The 15,040-nt window shown below is 42.2% G+C and carries 16 protein-coding genes and 1 other RNA gene; 12 read left to right on the plus strand and 5 right to left on the minus strand.

Annotated features, from left to right (window positions below; genetic code table 11):
• Window positions 1-156: 156 nt before the first annotated feature.
• Window positions 157-1,341: a DNA polymerase IV gene (dinB, locus tag AAFN85_RS23465; RefSeq protein ID WP_347530153.1), complete on the minus strand. Its 1,185-nt coding sequence runs from the start codon at window positions 1,339-1,341 to the stop codon at window positions 157-159.
• A 50-nt stretch (window positions 1,342-1,391) separates the two neighbouring features.
• Here dinB and AAFN85_RS23470 point away from each other — a divergent pair, with 50 nt between their 5' ends.
• The 11 genes from AAFN85_RS23470 (at window position 1,392) to AAFN85_RS23520 (ending at window position 10,657) form a co-directional block, all read left to right on the plus strand.
• Complete coding sequence (locus AAFN85_RS23470; RefSeq protein ID WP_347530154.1) at window positions 1,392-2,036, plus strand: 2'-5' RNA ligase family protein; 645 nt, start codon at window positions 1,392-1,394, stop codon at window positions 2,034-2,036.
• Window positions 2,037-2,048: 12 nt separating this feature from the next.
• Window positions 2,049-2,678: a hypothetical protein gene (locus tag AAFN85_RS23475; RefSeq protein ID WP_347530155.1), complete on the plus strand. Its 630-nt coding sequence runs from the start codon at window positions 2,049-2,051 to the stop codon at window positions 2,676-2,678.
• Between the two features lie 44 nt (window positions 2,679-2,722).
• An RNA gene (gene ffs, locus AAFN85_RS23480) (signal recognition particle sRNA small type) lies at window positions 2,723-2,821 on the plus strand.
• Window positions 2,822-2,874: 53 nt separating this feature from the next.
• Window positions 2,875-3,834 carry a hypothetical protein gene (locus AAFN85_RS23485; RefSeq protein WP_347530156.1) on the plus strand — a complete coding sequence of 320 codons (960 nt, stop codon included), beginning with the start codon at window positions 2,875-2,877 and terminating at the stop codon, window positions 3,832-3,834.
• Window positions 3,835-3,842: 8 nt separating this feature from the next.
• Window positions 3,843-4,799, plus strand: a complete 957-nt coding sequence (locus AAFN85_RS23490; protein ID WP_347530157.1) for a YpdA family putative bacillithiol disulfide reductase — start codon at window positions 3,843-3,845, stop codon at window positions 4,797-4,799.
• Window positions 4,800-5,236: 437 nt separating this feature from the next.
• Window positions 5,237-5,881: a GNAT family N-acetyltransferase gene (locus AAFN85_RS23495; protein ID WP_347530158.1), complete on the plus strand. Its 645-nt coding sequence runs from the start codon at window positions 5,237-5,239 to the stop codon at window positions 5,879-5,881.
• Between the two features lie 93 nt (window positions 5,882-5,974).
• Window positions 5,975-7,171 (plus strand): argininosuccinate synthase, encoded by a 1,197-nt coding sequence (argG, locus tag AAFN85_RS23500; RefSeq protein WP_119409500.1) that lies wholly within the window; start codon window positions 5,975-5,977, stop codon window positions 7,169-7,171.
• Window positions 7,164-7,517 carry a cupin domain-containing protein gene (locus AAFN85_RS23505; RefSeq protein ID WP_119409501.1) on the plus strand — a complete coding sequence of 118 codons (354 nt, stop codon included), beginning with the start codon at window positions 7,164-7,166 and terminating at the stop codon, window positions 7,515-7,517. Before argG ends, AAFN85_RS23505 begins: the two co-directional genes overlap by 8 nt.
• Window positions 7,495-8,493 carry an N-acetyl-gamma-glutamyl-phosphate reductase gene (argC, locus tag AAFN85_RS23510; protein ID WP_347530160.1) on the plus strand — a complete coding sequence of 333 codons (999 nt, stop codon included), beginning with the start codon at window positions 7,495-7,497 and terminating at the stop codon, window positions 8,491-8,493. Before AAFN85_RS23505 ends, argC begins: the two co-directional genes overlap by 23 nt.
• Before the next feature lie 67 nt (window positions 8,494-8,560).
• Complete coding sequence (locus AAFN85_RS23515) at window positions 8,561-9,688, plus strand: aminotransferase class III-fold pyridoxal phosphate-dependent enzyme (RefSeq protein WP_347530161.1); 1,128 nt, start codon at window positions 8,561-8,563, stop codon at window positions 9,686-9,688.
• A 21-nt stretch (window positions 9,689-9,709) separates the two neighbouring features.
• The gene (locus AAFN85_RS23520) at window positions 9,710-10,657 is read left to right on the plus strand and encodes an N-acetylornithine carbamoyltransferase (protein ID WP_347530163.1); all 948 of its coding nucleotides are present in this window, start codon (window positions 9,710-9,712) and stop codon (window positions 10,655-10,657) included.
• Window positions 10,658-10,724: 67 nt separating this feature from the next.
• Here the strand turns inward: AAFN85_RS23520 and AAFN85_RS23525 are convergent, their stop codons facing one another.
• From AAFN85_RS23525 to AAFN85_RS23535, 3 genes are read right to left on the minus strand one after another with little or no spacing between them, the layout of a single operon-like run.
• Complete coding sequence (locus AAFN85_RS23525; RefSeq protein ID WP_347530165.1) at window positions 10,725-11,546, minus strand: SH3 domain-containing protein; 822 nt, start codon at window positions 11,544-11,546, stop codon at window positions 10,725-10,727.
• Between the two features lie 18 nt (window positions 11,547-11,564).
• Complete coding sequence (locus tag AAFN85_RS23530) at window positions 11,565-11,906, minus strand: hypothetical protein (protein ID WP_347530166.1); 342 nt, start codon at window positions 11,904-11,906, stop codon at window positions 11,565-11,567.
• Window positions 11,907-12,785: a hypothetical protein gene (locus AAFN85_RS23535; protein ID WP_347530167.1), complete on the minus strand. Its 879-nt coding sequence runs from the start codon at window positions 12,783-12,785 to the stop codon at window positions 11,907-11,909.
• Between the two features lie 150 nt (window positions 12,786-12,935).
• Between AAFN85_RS23535 and AAFN85_RS23540 the strand changes: the two genes are divergently transcribed.
• Window positions 12,936-13,562: an FMN-binding negative transcriptional regulator gene (locus tag AAFN85_RS23540; protein ID WP_347530168.1), complete on the plus strand. Its 627-nt coding sequence runs from the start codon at window positions 12,936-12,938 to the stop codon at window positions 13,560-13,562.
• A gap of 198 nt (window positions 13,563-13,760) precedes the next feature.
• Here the strand turns inward: AAFN85_RS23540 and AAFN85_RS23545 are convergent, their stop codons facing one another.
• Window positions 13,761-15,008: a sodium:proton antiporter gene (locus AAFN85_RS23545; RefSeq protein WP_347530169.1), complete on the minus strand. Its 1,248-nt coding sequence runs from the start codon at window positions 15,006-15,008 to the stop codon at window positions 13,761-13,763.
• Between the last annotated feature and the right edge of the window lie 32 nt (window positions 15,009-15,040).

Genomic DNA, 15,040 nt, shown 5'->3' on the forward strand with positions numbered 1-15,040 from the left:
CACTTTCCGACGTTGTTTTAATTTAGATCCTGCGAACAGGTAGTAGCTGTTTCTAAATGTAATCACCCATCCCCACCTCAAAAAAATCGGTGTAATCAAAAAACAATCGGTGTAATCCCAGAAACAAAATCAACGTAATCATCCTCCCGTCAACGGTCAACCGCGCATAAACGGGTTAAAATTCCTCGTGCCAATTTCCATTCCCGCCGCCCGACAAACGGTTTTATCACCAAACTTAAAGTTGATCTGATCCATAGCCTGGTAAAGTTTAATACGTTCTTCGTTATCTTCAAACAAGTTGATCTGGTAGCTTCCTGTACACAGATCACTTAGCCTTACGCCTATTAACCGGATAGGCCGGTGCTGATCCCAGGCTTTCTTAAGCAGATTCTTAACGCCGGGTATTAGGATATGCTCCGCAGCCGTAAGCGCGATCTTTTGCTGCTGCGTATGCGTTTCAAAATTGCCATAACGAAGTTTGATAGCGAGGCAAGACGATAACTTATTTTCCCGCCGAAGCTTTGATGATAACTCCTCGGTCATCGATACCAAAGTAGTTTCGAGTGTGCGATGATCTGATACATTGATATGAAAAGTATGCTCAGTACTGATAGATTTCCTATCGGAATGGGGCACTATCTCACTATGATCTATCCCGTTGGCCTTTTCCCAAAGCGCGTGGCCATACTTACCAAAAATAGTTTCCAAAAACCTAATGTCGACCTTTTGCAGATGGCCTATTTTTTCAATGCCATACTGATATAACTTATTACGGGTACTCTCGCCCAGGCCGGGTATTTTACCAATATTGAGCGGGGCCAAAAATTTCACCTCATCGCCATGTTTTACGAACATCTGTCCGTTTGGCTTGGATTGATTGGTGGCCATTTTGGCTACAGTCCGGCCAGATGCCATACCGAATGAAATAGGTAAGCCCGTTTCTTTGATAATTTTCTGCCTTAGTTTAGTTGCCTCCTGGTAGCAATCGAAAAAACGGTCCATTCCTGTGTAATCGATATAAAATTCATCAACAGATGTTTTTTGATATAGTGGTACTGTATCGTCAATGATCTGCGTAACCTCGCGCGAAGCCTCTCCATAGCGCCCATGCGAACCACGTACCAGGATAGCATGCGGACAAAGTTTAAGCGCCTGTTTCGTAGGCATAGCCGAATGTATGCCGAAAGCCCTTGCCTCGTAACTGCATGATGCTACCACTCCCCTTTCGGCAGATCCGCCGATGATCACCGGTTTTCCTATCAATTCGGGATGAAACTTTCGCTCCACCGAAACGAAAAACGAATCGAGGTCGATATGAACGATATAGCGCTTGGCTTCCACAAAACAAAAGTGAAAATAAATTTGATATTTTACTAATTATTTTAGCATTTTTGACTAAATTAATTAGCCAACAGATGAATATGTACGAAGATTACCTGATGCTACTCTCGCCTCCAGAAACGGTGAAGCACGAGATAGCCCGCTACAAAAAGGCGTCGGCAAGGCTTATCGGTAATTTTAAAAGCATGGATTCACCTGCGCATATTTCTATTCAACATCTGGAACGTCAAAAACCGTTTATGTCGGGCAAAAACATGGAGCTGATTGAACAAGCCATTAATACCCTTCCGCCGGTATTGCTGCATTTAGATGGTTTTGCGCATTTTACGCACCTGCATAACCGGATGACAATTTATGCAACCATCCGCACCACCCCGGCTACTGATAGCTGGTTTAACATGCTTAAAAAGAAGCTAAAGATCAAAAAGAACATTATACCGCATGTTACCGTGGTACGCGATATCCCCGAAAGAGATTTCGATGCGCTTTGGCCACATTTCAGGCATAAAAAACTGGTGGGGCCTTTTTGGATCAGGGAACTAAACATTTTAAAACGTGATACGCTGGATGCCTTTGCCAAATGGGATAAGTTTAAAGTTTTTGAGTTTAAAAACCAGACAGGTACGGGCTATACCCGCGATGAGCTGGAACTGCTTAAAACCGGAGATCCGGATCAAATTAACCTCTTCATTTAAAATTTTAATGTCATGGACTACGCATTTTATCATTTCATTTTGCCGGTACCCGATCATGTTAATTTCATGATCCTGAAATTAAAGAACGAAGCAAAACGCCTTATTGGCAATTACCCAAGTGTGCAGAGCAGGGCGCATATCACTATCAATAATTATCCGCGCAAACCGCTTGACGCCGATATGCAGGGGTTTTCATTTTTGAGCAGGAAGCTTAGTCTTTTGCCGTCGGTTGTTTTTGAGATAGATGATTTTGACTGCTTTAACGAGGGCAATAATTATAATAAAACCATTTACGCTAAAGTAAAACTGAGCGAGCAGAACAAATATTGGCTAAAACTGCTGAAAGATATAGTTGGCGAAAGCAGCACCATACCTCATATCACTATTGCAAGGGGCATCACTCCCGATCAGTTTAACCGGCTATGGCCGCTTTTTCAAAAACGGGAAATGAAGGTAAAATTTGTGGTAAGCAGGCTTACCATTTTGCAAAATTTGCTCACAGATTCGGACCAACATGCCAAAACTTACCGGGAATTTGAGTTTCGGGGTGATGAAAATGTGCTGGCTGGTTACAATAATGTGGGTGTAAACAGGCAAATTAAAAATTATCCCTCTATAAATCAACAGATAAGCCTTTTTTAACATTTTCTTAATCAAAAATGGTATGTTTTTCTATATTTGCGCCGGGGTAAGTCTTTTACGGCCAGCTCCTCTTGAACTCCCCCAGGGTGGGAACACAGCAAGGGTAGAGAGTTGAGCGGCGCGATAAAAGTAGCTTACCCTTTTTTTATTTTCTTTATTTTTGCTAACTGTGCGAGCACCTATTCCCTGAGCTAACATGAGCAAATTTCTTACTTTTGTACTTTTATTGCTCCTATTCACTTTTGCTGTAAAGGCACAGGAAAACAATCCAACTTTTGTACAAAAATATCATCCTTTAAAAATCACGTCTCCCTTAAAAACGACCGTACTATTTAAAAGCAAATTCTATTGCTTAAAATCAAACGGAGAAGTTTTTGTGGTAGATAGACGAACCAATACCATTGACTCAAGCTATACTGATAATGCCAAAGGCCTTAGTATTGTAAATCTGTTCCTGAAAAATGATTCGCTTTTCGGCGTCAAGTCAACAAACGATACTTATTACCTCTCGCAAGCCCACGTTTGGATACCATTAAACCGTAAATTCAAAACTCAGCCAATATTTGAGGATGATAAATTCATCATTACCGCTACTTGTAGCGGCGAATGGGGAGGCACCATTTATTTTAAGGATAAAAAAACAGGCAAAAAATACGAAGCCGCCTGTACATGTGCAGTCAATGTAATTAAGCACCGCGGTGAATATCATGTAACCGCTTCGCTGAATCATATGGCTGGCTCAACAAATATTTTTACAGTTAAAAATCCTTTAAAATTACAGTCTGCATATAAAAACAAACCCACGCCTCGGGGCTATTTAAGCAACGGAACACCAGTTTACAATCAAGGAGACGACGAAAGCTCCTCAAAAAAAGGAACAACACACCTGATTGATTCAATTGGTATAAATTCGGTTGCGAGTTTTATTTACAACAACGACCTTTTTTATATTATCTCTAAATATCCTAAAACTTATATCTGCCGTGTTGAAAATAAAAATTTCGTTACCATAAGCCAGCTTAGCGATAAACCTATGTGGAACCTTGATTTTGGTTGCAAAATTTATGGTGATGAAACCATTTTCAATTTCGAAAACGAACGGTCGTCAGGTTTTGTGGTTATCAACCAAAACAAAATAACTTGCTACGTTAATTAAAAATACAAATGCTCGACATACTCATTATTGGTGCCGGCCCCATTGGTTTAGCTTGCGGACTTGCAGCCCAAAAAGCCGGTTTAAGCTTCGCGATCATCGAAAAAGGCACCCTTGTAAATTCGTTATACAACTACCCTTCAACCATGACGTTCTTCTCCACATCAGAAAAGCTGGAGATTGGCGGCGTGCCATTTGTTACTACCCACACCAAACCCAACCGTGCCGATGCATTGGAGTATTACCGTCGTGTAGCACTATCCAATAACTTGCCTATCCATCTTTTTGAAGAAGTTATTGAAGTAAAACCTGAAGACGGCTTTTACACCATCATTACCAAGAAAGATACTTATCAGGCAAAAAAGATAATCCTTTCAACAGGCTTTTATGATATCGCGGTTAACCTGGATATCCCCGGCGAAAATCTGCCTAAAGTAAAACACTACTACCAGGATCCGCATTATTACACCTTGCAAAAAGTGGTTGTGGTAGGCTCAAGCAACTCGGCTATAGATGTGGCATTGGAAACTTACCGTAAGGGCGCTGAGGTCACACTGGTGATTCGCGATAGCGAGGTTAGTCAGCGGGTTAAATACTGGGTAAGACCGGATATTATTAACCGGATCAAAGAAGGCAGCATCAAAGCCCATTTTAACTCCAACCTCGAAGCCATCCGCGAACATGAGGTAGATATCAAAACGCCAGAGGGATTGATCACCATCCCCAATGATTTTGTGATGGCGATGACAGGTTACAAACCAAATTTCGATTTCCTGAAAAAACTGGGAATCATCCTATCCGAAGATAAATTCATCCCGCAATACAACCCCGAAACGATGGAAACAAATATGCCCGGTTTATACCTTGCCGGGGTGGTTTGCGGCGGCCTGGATACCCACCTTTGGTTCATCGAAAACTCGCGTGTACATGCCGAGATGATCCTTGCTGATATTGTGGCGAAAAAATGACGGTTTAGTTGAGTTGATTAGGTGAATGGTTTGCCTTGATAGACAAGATATTATATCAAAAAACCAATTACTCACCTAATCAACCCAATCAACCACTCACCAACCCTAAAATAATGACATTTTTTTCTTGTATAAATAAAATTTTATAGTCTACTTTGCAGCGAAATTAAAAACACAGTAACTCTACAAAAAAAATGAATACACCAAGCTTAAATAAGCCCGCCCTGAGAGCAAGTTTTGCTCCGGTTGCTGCTGCCTTGGGTTCAGCTGTATTTTTAAACTGCCCTCTTCTCCGACGAAGGACCTACATGCCACGGGCTTGAATTAATTTTCATCCTGCTCCACACAAAAAGAGTTTTTTAAACTTCTTTTAAAAAAACCATCTAATTATTTAAGGCTGATAAAGCCAATTAATTTCACGGTAATTATCTATTTAAATGACCATACAAGATTTTGATATCCAGGTTGCTACAGCACAGCATGTAGATTATGCTGCCATGATATGCGATGAAATGGCCGAATCGGCCAAGGCACGCGGAACCGGTATCGCCACACGCTCGCCCGAATATGTTGCCAACAAAATGCTGGAAGGCAAAGCGGTTATAGCATTGCATAAAGACGGCACATGGGCCGGTTTCTGCTACATTGAAACCTGGAGCCACGGCGATTTCGTTGCCAACTCAGGCCTAATCGTTAATCCGCAGTTTCGTAAAGCAGGTTTGGCGAAAGCTATTAAACACCGTATTTTCCAATTGTCGCGTGATAAATATCCGGAGGCCAAAATATTTGGATTAACAACAGGTTTAGCGGTAATGAAGATCAACTCAGAACTTGGTTACGAACCTGTTACTTATTCTGAATTGACGCAAGACGAGAACTTTTGGGCTGGCTGCAAAAGCTGCGTAAACTTCGATATCCTGACCAGCAAAGGCCGCAAAAACTGCATGTGCACCGCCATGCTTTTTGATCCAGCCGAAAAACAGAAAGAATACGAAGAGAAGATGCAACGCATTACTCACAAGGCTACACTACTCGAGCGTATAGAGAACGCCATTAAAAAACGCATCAAACACGACGTTTAATTTAAAGTCGTTATTTAACTAACAAAACAGATCACCATAAATTGATAGTAAAGCTTTAAGCCTTACGCTTTAAGCTTTAAGCTTACCAAAAACATGAAGAAAAAAGTAGTATTAGCTTATAGCGGAGGTTTAGATACCTCTTTTTGCTGTATTTATTTAACACAGGATCTTGGTTACGAGGTTCATTCGGTTATTGTAAATACCGGCGGTTTTAGCGAGGAAGAGTTAAAAGGCGTTGAAGAGCGTGCTTACAAAATGGGCGTTACTTCGCACCACGTTGTTGACGAAACCGAAAACTTTTACAATACCTGCGTACGCTTTTTAATTTATGGTAACGTATTAAAAAACAATACCTACCCGCTATCGGTAAGTGCTGAGCGCGTAAGCCAGGCAACCGCTATTGCTAACTACGCCAAAGAAATTGGTGCCGAATTTGTTGCCCACGGCAGTACGGGTGCCGGTAACGACCAGGTACGTTTTGATATGATCTTCAATATCCTTGTACCTGAAGTAAAGATCATCACCCCTATCCGCGATTTGAAACTGAGCCGCGAAGAAGAGATCGAATACCTGAAAAAACACGGTGTTGATATGAACTTCGAAAAGGCTAAATACTCTATCAACAAAGGCATCTGGGGTACATCAGTAGGCGGTAAAGAAACCTTGACTTCAAACCTTGGCTTACCCGAAGAAGCATGGCCTACACAGGTTACCGAAAGCGAAGTAAAAGACCTTGTGCTTACTTTTGATAAAGGCGAATTGGTAGCCATTGGCGATGAGCAATATGATCACCCAACCAAAGCTATCCAGGCGTTGCAGGCCATCGCGCAGCCTTACGGCATTGGCAGGGATATCCATGTTGGTGATACCATTATCGGTATTAAAGGCCGCGTTGGTTTTGAGGCTGCGGCCCCAATGGTGATCATCAAAGCTCACCATACTTTAGAGAAACATGTGTTAACCAAATGGCAGCTTTCATGGAAAGATCAGTTATCATCTTTCTACGGCAACTGGTTGCATGAAGGCCAGTTCCATGATCCTATCATGCGCAATATCGAGGCTTTCCTGAACGATACGCAGGTTAACGTAAGCGGTAAAGTGTTTGTGCAATTACACCCATACCGTTTCCAGGTTGTAGGTATTGAGTCGGATCATGATTTGATGTCGAACAAATTTGGCAGCTACGGCGAAATGAACAATGCATGGAGCGGCGAAGATGTTAAAGGTTTCTCGAAAATATTCGGTAACCAGGTAATGATCTATCATAAGGTTAACGGCCAAAATGATTAATACGGCGTTTTCAAAAAGCGATTGCTTAAAGCATTACAACTGGGGCGACGACTGCCACGGCTGGACTTTCATTGATACGGAAGCCCTATCGGTTAAGCAAGAGTTGATGCCCCCGGATACTGCCGAGCAACTGCATTATCATGAAAAAGCCACACAGGTATTTTTTATTTTGAGGGGACGGGCTACTTTTTCAATTGACGGCGAGGTAACGGTATTAAAACCCGAACAAGGTATCGAGATCAACCCCGGTCAGAAGCATTTTATTAGCAATAACGACCGGACAGATCTGGAGTTTATTTTATATTCATATCCATCTACAAATAATGACAGAATTGAAATTAAATAAGGTACGTGCAGGTATAGTTGGCGGCGCGGGATATACCGGAGGCGAAATGCTCCGGATCCTGATCAATCATCCTAACGTTGATATAGCTTTTGTACACAGCAACAGCAACGCGGGCAACTATGTTTACGAGGTACATACCGACCTGTTTGGCGATACCGACCTGAAATTTGCTTCTGAATTATCTACAGATATCGATGTGCTTTTCCTTTGCGTGGGCCATGGCGATGCTAAAAAGTTTTTGGAAGCAAATACTATCCCCGATTCTGTAAAGATCATTGATTTGAGCCAGGATTTCAGGCTATCGCAAAACGCTACTTTAAACGGCAAGGGCTTTATTTATGGACTACCTGAGTTAAACCGCGAGGCTATTAAAACAGCCGCTAATATTGCTAATCCGGGTTGCTTTGCTACCTGTTTGCAATTAGGTTTGCTTCCGCTGGCTTCGAAAGGTTTGTTGGATAATGAGGTGCATGTTACAGCGACAACAGGTTCAACAGGTGCCGGTCAGAGTTTATCGGCCACATCGCACTTTACCTGGAGAAACGATAACCTTTCCGTTTACAAAGCATTCAGCCATCAGCATTTAAATGAGATTGGCCAATCGTTAAGGCAATTACAACCGGGCTTTGATAAAGCGATAAACTTTATCCCATACCGTGGTGATTTTACCCGCGGCATCATAGCCTCTATTTATACCGAAAGCGATTTAACCGAAGAGGAAGCATTAGCGCTTTACAAAGCATATTACGAAGGGCATCCGTTTACGCATGTAACCAACCGTAATATCGATTTAAAGCAGATAGTAAATACCAACAAATGCTTTATCCAGGTTAAAAAACACGATAACAAAATATTCATTATCAGCATAATGGATAACTTACTTAAAGGCGCATCCGGCCAGGCAGTACAGAACATGAACCTATTGTTCGGCCTCGACGAGCGCGCAGGTTTACGACTTAAGGCGATCGGCTTTTAACCAAGCTGCTCGCCGTCCCGAAAAACCTGTTATCAATTAAGTAGTAAAATTATATCCACTGAAAAAAATGAAATTATTCGACGTTTATCCAATTAACAATATAAACATTACACGGGGCAATGGCAGCCTTGTATATGATGCTCAAGGAACTGAATATCTTGATCTTTATGGCGGCCATGCCGTTATATCAATTGGTCATACCAACCCGCATTATGTAAAGCGTTTGGAAGATCAGTTGCACCAGATCGGTTTTTACTCTAACTCTATCGAGATCCCAATTCAAAAAGAACTGGCTAAAAAGTTAGGTAAAGTATCTGGCAAAGATGATTACCAGTTATTCCTTTGTAACTCTGGCGCTGAGGCTAATGAAAATGCTTTGAAACTGGCCTCATTTTACAATGGTAAAAAGAAGATCATCGCTTTCAAAAAATCATTCCATGGCCGTACATCTTTAGCTGTTGCAGCTACCGACAACCCTAAAATTGTAGCGCCGGTTAACGAAACCGATAACGTGATATTTTTGCCCTGGGCTGATGAAGCGGCTTTGGAGCAGGCTTTTAAAGACAATGAGATTTCTTCGGTAATCATTGAAGGTATCCAGGGCGTAGGCGGTATCCAGGTTGCTCCGGAGGCTTTCCTTCAAAAGATCCGTTCGCTTTGTGACGAATATAACGCTGTATTTATTGCAGATTCGGTACAGTGCGGTTATGGCCGTACAGGTAAATTCTTCTCGCACGATTTTGGTGGCGTTAATGCCGATATCTATAGCATGGCCAAAGGTATGGGCAATGGCTTCCCTATTGGCGGTATCATTATCTCGGCAAAAATACAGCCTGCTTATGGCATGTTGGGCACTACTTTCGGCGGCAACCATTTGGCTTGTGCTGCCGGTTTGGCCGTACTTGAAGTAATGGAACAGGATAACCTGATGCAAAACGCTTCTGAGATTGGTAACTATCTCATCACCGAATTGAAAAAACTGGAGCAGGTGAAAGAAGTTCGTGGTCGCGGTTTGATGATCGGCATCGAATTACCTGAAGAACTGGCTCATGCCCGTAAAGAATTGCTGAACAAGCACCATATATTCACCGGAGAAGCTAAACCAAATGTGATCAGGTTGTTACCTGCATTGAACCTCACCAAAGCTTATGCTGATAGGTTTTTGGAAGCTTTTGTAACTGTTTTAAATCAATAACCCGCTATAATACCCCAACCGATGAAACTATTCTCTTCTGTTAATGATGTAGCCGATGTTAACGCCCTTGTAAAAGAGGCGCTGGCACTTAAACAGGATCCTTTTGCCCACCAGCAGTTGGGCAAAAATAAAACGCTGGCATTGGTGTTTTTAAACCCAAGTCTGCGTACCCGCATGAGTACCCAAAAGGCTGCCATTAACCTGGGCATGAACGTAATGGTGCTCAACATCGATAAAGAAGGCTGGGCGCTTGAACTGCGCGACGGCGTAATTATGGATGGTACCACTGTTGAGCACATCCGCGAAGCGGCTGGTGTTATGGGCCAGTATGCCGATATTATTGGTGTACGATCGTTCCCGGGCTTGCGTAACCGCGAAGAGGATTATAGTGAGATGATATTTAACAAGTTTGTTGAGTTTTGTAAAGTGCCGGTGGTGAGTCTGGAATCAGCCACGCGTCACCCGTTACAAAGCTTAGCCGATTTGGTTACCATTGAAGAGTTAAAAACCATAGCCCGCCCTAAAGTTATTTTAACCTGGGCACCGCATATCAAACCGTTGCCGCAGGCTGTTCCAAATTCATTTTCGGAGTGGATGTGTAAGGCTGATGTTGATTTTACCATTGTTCAGCCAAAAGGATATGAGCTTTGTGCCGATTTTACCCAAGGCGCAAATATCACTTATAACCAGGACGAAGCTTTGGCAGGGGCTGATTTTATTTATGTAAAAAACTGGTCGGCTTATGAGCCTTATGGTAATATACTGGGCAAAAACGAGGAGTGGATGCTTACTAATAAAAAGCTCGAACTAACCAACAATGCCAAAGTAATGCACTGCTTACCGGTTCGCCGTAATTTAGAATTATCTGATGAGATCCTCGACGGGCCAAACTCTGTTGTGGTACATGAAGCAGGCAACCGTGTTTGGGCAGCGCAGGCTGTTTTAAAGCAGATGCTGGAGAGTTTGTAAGATATTCTACATCATATTATAACAAAGCTCGCAATTTTCGTTGCGGGCTTTGTTATTTTTATACCTATCAATTCAAAGCGATATAATCTGAAGATACCCAACGATTATCCCCTATTTTATCCCAACCATTATTACTTTCTATGATGGTTACCCGGGCTTCGTTATGCAATTGATCAACCACGTTGTATTCTGTACCTGGCCCATTCCGCACATTTAAAACAGAGGCATTCACCACCCCTGTTTTAAAGCTTGATGGCGCGGCAGCAATCGGATTATTTTTATACTCATCATAAGCCGCCTGTATCAACGGCAAATAATTGGCTGTGGCTTTTTCAACCGTGTTACCAGCAAAAAATCCGGTTCCGGGGCATGTCTTATGGTCTTTCAATTCAGGATCATCAACGCCATTGTCTCTAAACCCGTCGCTCAACCTAAACCAGTGATGGTAAACGATAGTATCGGTATTCACGGGCAAGCCAAATTTAAGGCATAGCAACGCGTTCATTTTGATGATGGTATTCTTGTGCTCTTCGGTAAGCTGATCCTGCCCGGCGTCAAAATTGCCAAGGTTTTCAATACAGATGCCGCCGGTGTTATGCCCTTTTATACAAGCCGGTATAATGGTAATTGTTCGGCAAACAGCTATAGTACCATCCGGAAACGTTGTATAATGCTGGGCAATTTCTGAAAAGCCTCGAGCCTTATGAGCTTCCTCCATACTGGTAAGCTTATCAAAATGATTACTCCCGTTAAAATTACGGTACGATGGGCTCCAGGTATGGTGTGTTTGTACGTGATCAATATGCCTTAACCCACTTACATTTAAATTATTGATATAGGTTTCAAATTCCTCTAATGATAGGAGGATAAATTTGCCTTGTGTTTTCATTGATTGTTCTGTTTTGATTTATCCTACTGCAATATTTGTATTAGTTACCGGCGAGGCTATTTCGCCTGTATTTACCGGCGGTGCTACTACCGTTACCGGCGGTGCAGGTGGCTGCCCGGCCTGGGCTTGCAACAACTTGTTTTCGGGCACTTTTGAACCGAGGTACGATGCCGAACTTATACCTGCCAGAAAAAGGAGTGTATCTGAAAATTCGGGCATGGTTTTACTATTTACGGTGTAAATGATAAAATACACGCCCAGCACCAGGTTCCAGGCAAAGGTTTGGATGCGCTGTACGCTGTAGCTGCTCCCATCTGATAAGATATCCCTAAAAAAACTTTGATGCGCTTTAACCGGCACCTAGTTGCCATTAGTATTAGGCAGATCAATAATAGAAGCAACGCCTGTAGTTGATAAGCTTATTCCTATCAAAAGCAAAATAGACGAATTTAAAACTCCCGGAATTTCGGTTAATACCAGCGAATATATAAAGCCACCAATAACCAGGGTTGTCCAAAATAAAAGCTGCGTTAACGACAGGCTATACGCACCTACACTTTTACCGCCCCTGCTATCCCGCAACACATCTGTTTTAATAGCGAGGTACAAAAAGCCAATAATGATAACAAGGAACGTTAGCAGCCACATGATAAATTCGCGCGTTTCATAATAATAAATAGTGATATGCGTATCGGCGGGCTTTTTAGTGATTGGGTCAACACCCTTATCAAGTTGGACCATCTGCTCCCAGCCAAGCGACAGGTTTAGCGTAATCTTATTGGCATACCAGTTTTTGGTGTTGCCATAGAAAAAGTCCCAGGTAGGTTTGGTTTCCTGGTTACGAATTAAACGGAAGGCAACATCCGAGTATGAACCAATATCGGGCACTTTATGATCCCTGATATCCTGGTTAGTATATTCACTGTACCATTTTGAGTAAATACCTCTTAGTTCAATGCCTTCGGCGTACATCACCAAGCGCGATTTATCCGTAGGCCTGTTCTCCAGAAATTTTATCGGGTTAGTGATCCTGATCCTGATAATATCGCCAGCATATGCCACCTTGCTATTAACAGCAGAATCAACGTTGATAGCTTTTACATCTATCACTCTCGGAGTAAGATCGGGGGTCGGAGCCGTAGCTGGTGCCGGGGAAGTTTGCGCCTGAAGCCGGATCAAAAAGGAACCGGTGCTCACTATCAGGCAAAAACAACGTTTCAGTTTTTTTGCAATGATCATATCGTAATAAGATTGGAAAGGTTTATAGGAACAATGAATTAATTCATTGTTAAAGAGTTATTAAATAAAGATATATGTTTAGGCATGGTAAAAACACCGTTGAAATACGTAATTATTACACGTACTTTTACGCAATAACACAGGCTAAGCATGTACACTCCCAAACACTTCCAACTAAATAATGAGCAGGAAGCCATCAGCTTTATGCAGCGGTATAGTTTTGCAACCATTGTTACTGCTACTAACAATGTTCCGTTTGCCACTCACATTCCATTTTTGGTTGAACAACGCGAGGGGCGTATCATCCTGGCCTCACACTTTGCCAAGGCTAATCCACAAGCAGCAGAAATTATAGGTAAAGATGTATTGGTGATATTTACTGAGCCACACGCTTACATATCTCCAAAACATTACGAAAAAGAAACCAACGTACCCACCTGGAATTATATAGCCGTGCATGCTTACGGCAAGCCTTCAATTTTGCCCGAGGGAGAAGAAACGGCCGATTTATTGGCCCGAATGATCAGCAATTATGAAACGGATTATTTGTCCCAATGGAACGGCCTACCCGATGAATACAAGCAACGCATGATGAAAGGCATTGTAGCTTTTGAAATTGCCGTTGATGATTTACAGGGAAAGCACAAACTTAGCCAAAACCGAAGCGAAGTTGAGAAGGAAAATATTATTAAAGCGCTAAACCAAAGCAATGATACCACCGAGGTCGAGATAGCTAAATATATGGAGAGCTTAAATAATTCACTACCGCGGGTTTAGCGCAGCGTAACCCGTGGGAAAAACGGGTCAAGTTTTCAACTTAACCACAAAAGCTGTCCGCTAACAATAAGGTGTCAGATAAAACAAATTGGTTTTATATCTGATTCGCTGAAGTTGAAAACTTCAACAGTTATTCACCATGGGTTACGCTATCGCTAAACCTGCGGCGGATTGTGGGAGATTTTTGTAGAATTGTTTTTATTCCACTACCTTCTTTGATGCGCTATTGATCATAGCATTCAAGGTTAAACCCTGCACAATCACCGAGAATATCACTATAAAATAGCTACCAGAAAGAATCAAATGTCGGTATGGCGTATTAGGTAACGACAATGCAAGTGCTATCGATATCGCTCCCCTCAAACCAGCCCAGGTCATGATATTGATATTGCTGTAGTTTACCTTTAGCGTACGCCTTAAAAAAGTAAGCGGCAACATGATACTCAACCACCGGGCTAATAAAATCAAGGCTATAGATAAACTGCCGGTAACCCAGTAATTATTTACAAAAGGCAGGTTTACCAATTGCAGGCCTATCATCACAAACAATATCGTATTCAGGATCTCATCAACCAGCTTCCAGAATTTCTCCAACGCTTCGTGCGATTTTTCTTTGTTATCCTGGTTGATGGATTGTCCCCCCGCAAATAGCCCTGCTGTAACTACCGATAAGGGGATCGAAAAATTAAGCAAAACCGCTAAAACAGATAAGCCCATCACCAAAGCCAGCGAGATCAATACAATAGTTTGAAAATCTTTAACTGAATGCATTAAACGGTGAGCCAGGTATCCCAACGCCGCACCAGCCACTATCCCTCCTATTATTTCTTTAATAATAAGCATGGTTACTTTAGCCAGTTCTATCTTCTCCTCGCCTACGCGCGCAACCTCTAAAATGATCACAAACAGGATCAATCCAATGCTATCGTTAAATAATGATTCGCCCGAGATAATGGTTTCCAGATGCGCCGGGAGTTTGGAATTTTTGATAATGGCTGATACCGCTACCGGGTCAGTCGGCGAGATCAACGCTCCGAACAACAGACAGTAAATGAGCGGCATGCGGATATGAAGAATGGGCGCTACATAGTAAAACAGAGCCCCAAAAGCCGCGGTTGAAATAATAACGCCCAATGTACTCAATACAAAAACAGGGCGCATTTCACGTTTTAATTTCCGGCCATCAAGATTAAATGAGCTTGAAAATAGCAGGAACCCCAGCAGGATATTCAATACCGCTTTTGAAAAATTGATATTCTTGGCCAAAGTGCCCAGGTAATCGGCTATGGACGAATCTACTTTATCTAAAACAAGTATAACAATAGAAGCGATCGTTGCCAGCAACACAATGCCGATTGTGCCGGGCAGCTTAATAAAGCGGGCGTTTAAATACGAGAAAACCGCGCTTACAATAACCAATAAAGCAATTACAACAAACAGATCCATAAATACTTAGCATTAAGGATTTAAACGGACCA

Origin of the sequence: Mucilaginibacter sp. CAU 1740, from assembly GCF_039839285.1 — a bacterium.
GTDB lineage: Bacteria > Bacteroidota > Bacteroidia > Sphingobacteriales > Sphingobacteriaceae > Mucilaginibacter.

Bases quoted from the DNA above. Each gene is read 5' to 3' on its own strand.
- argG (WP_119409500.1), top strand. From the start codon at position 5,975: ATGAAGAAAAAAGTAGTATTAGCTTATAGCGGAGGTTTAGATACCTCT.
- AAFN85_RS23495 (WP_347530158.1), top strand. From the start codon at position 5,237: ATGACCATACAAGATTTTGATATCCAGGTTGCTACAGCACAGCATGTA.
- AAFN85_RS23535 (WP_347530167.1), bottom strand. From the start codon at position 12,785: ATGATCATTGCAAAAAAACTGAAACGTTGTTTTTGCCTGATAGTGAGC.
- AAFN85_RS23505 (WP_119409501.1), top strand. From the start codon at position 7,164: ATGATTAATACGGCGTTTTCAAAAAGCGATTGCTTAAAGCATTACAAC.
- argC (WP_347530160.1), top strand. From the start codon at position 7,495: ATGACAGAATTGAAATTAAATAAGGTACGTGCAGGTATAGTTGGCGGC.
- AAFN85_RS23525 (WP_347530165.1), bottom strand. From the start codon at position 11,546: ATGAAAACACAAGGCAAATTTATCCTCCTATCATTAGAGGAATTTGAA.
- AAFN85_RS23475 (WP_347530155.1), top strand. From the start codon at position 2,049: ATGGACTACGCATTTTATCATTTCATTTTGCCGGTACCCGATCATGTT.
- AAFN85_RS23540 (WP_347530168.1), top strand. From the start codon at position 12,936: ATGTACACTCCCAAACACTTCCAACTAAATAATGAGCAGGAAGCCATC.
- AAFN85_RS23520 (WP_347530163.1), top strand. From the start codon at position 9,710: ATGAAACTATTCTCTTCTGTTAATGATGTAGCCGATGTTAACGCCCTT.
- AAFN85_RS23545 (WP_347530169.1), bottom strand. From the start codon at position 15,008: ATGGATCTGTTTGTTGTAATTGCTTTATTGGTTATTGTAAGCGCGGTT.
- AAFN85_RS23490 (WP_347530157.1), top strand. From the start codon at position 3,843: ATGCTCGACATACTCATTATTGGTGCCGGCCCCATTGGTTTAGCTTGC.
- AAFN85_RS23485 (WP_347530156.1), top strand. From the start codon at position 2,875: ATGAGCAAATTTCTTACTTTTGTACTTTTATTGCTCCTATTCACTTTT.
- AAFN85_RS23515 (WP_347530161.1), top strand. From the start codon at position 8,561: ATGAAATTATTCGACGTTTATCCAATTAACAATATAAACATTACACGG.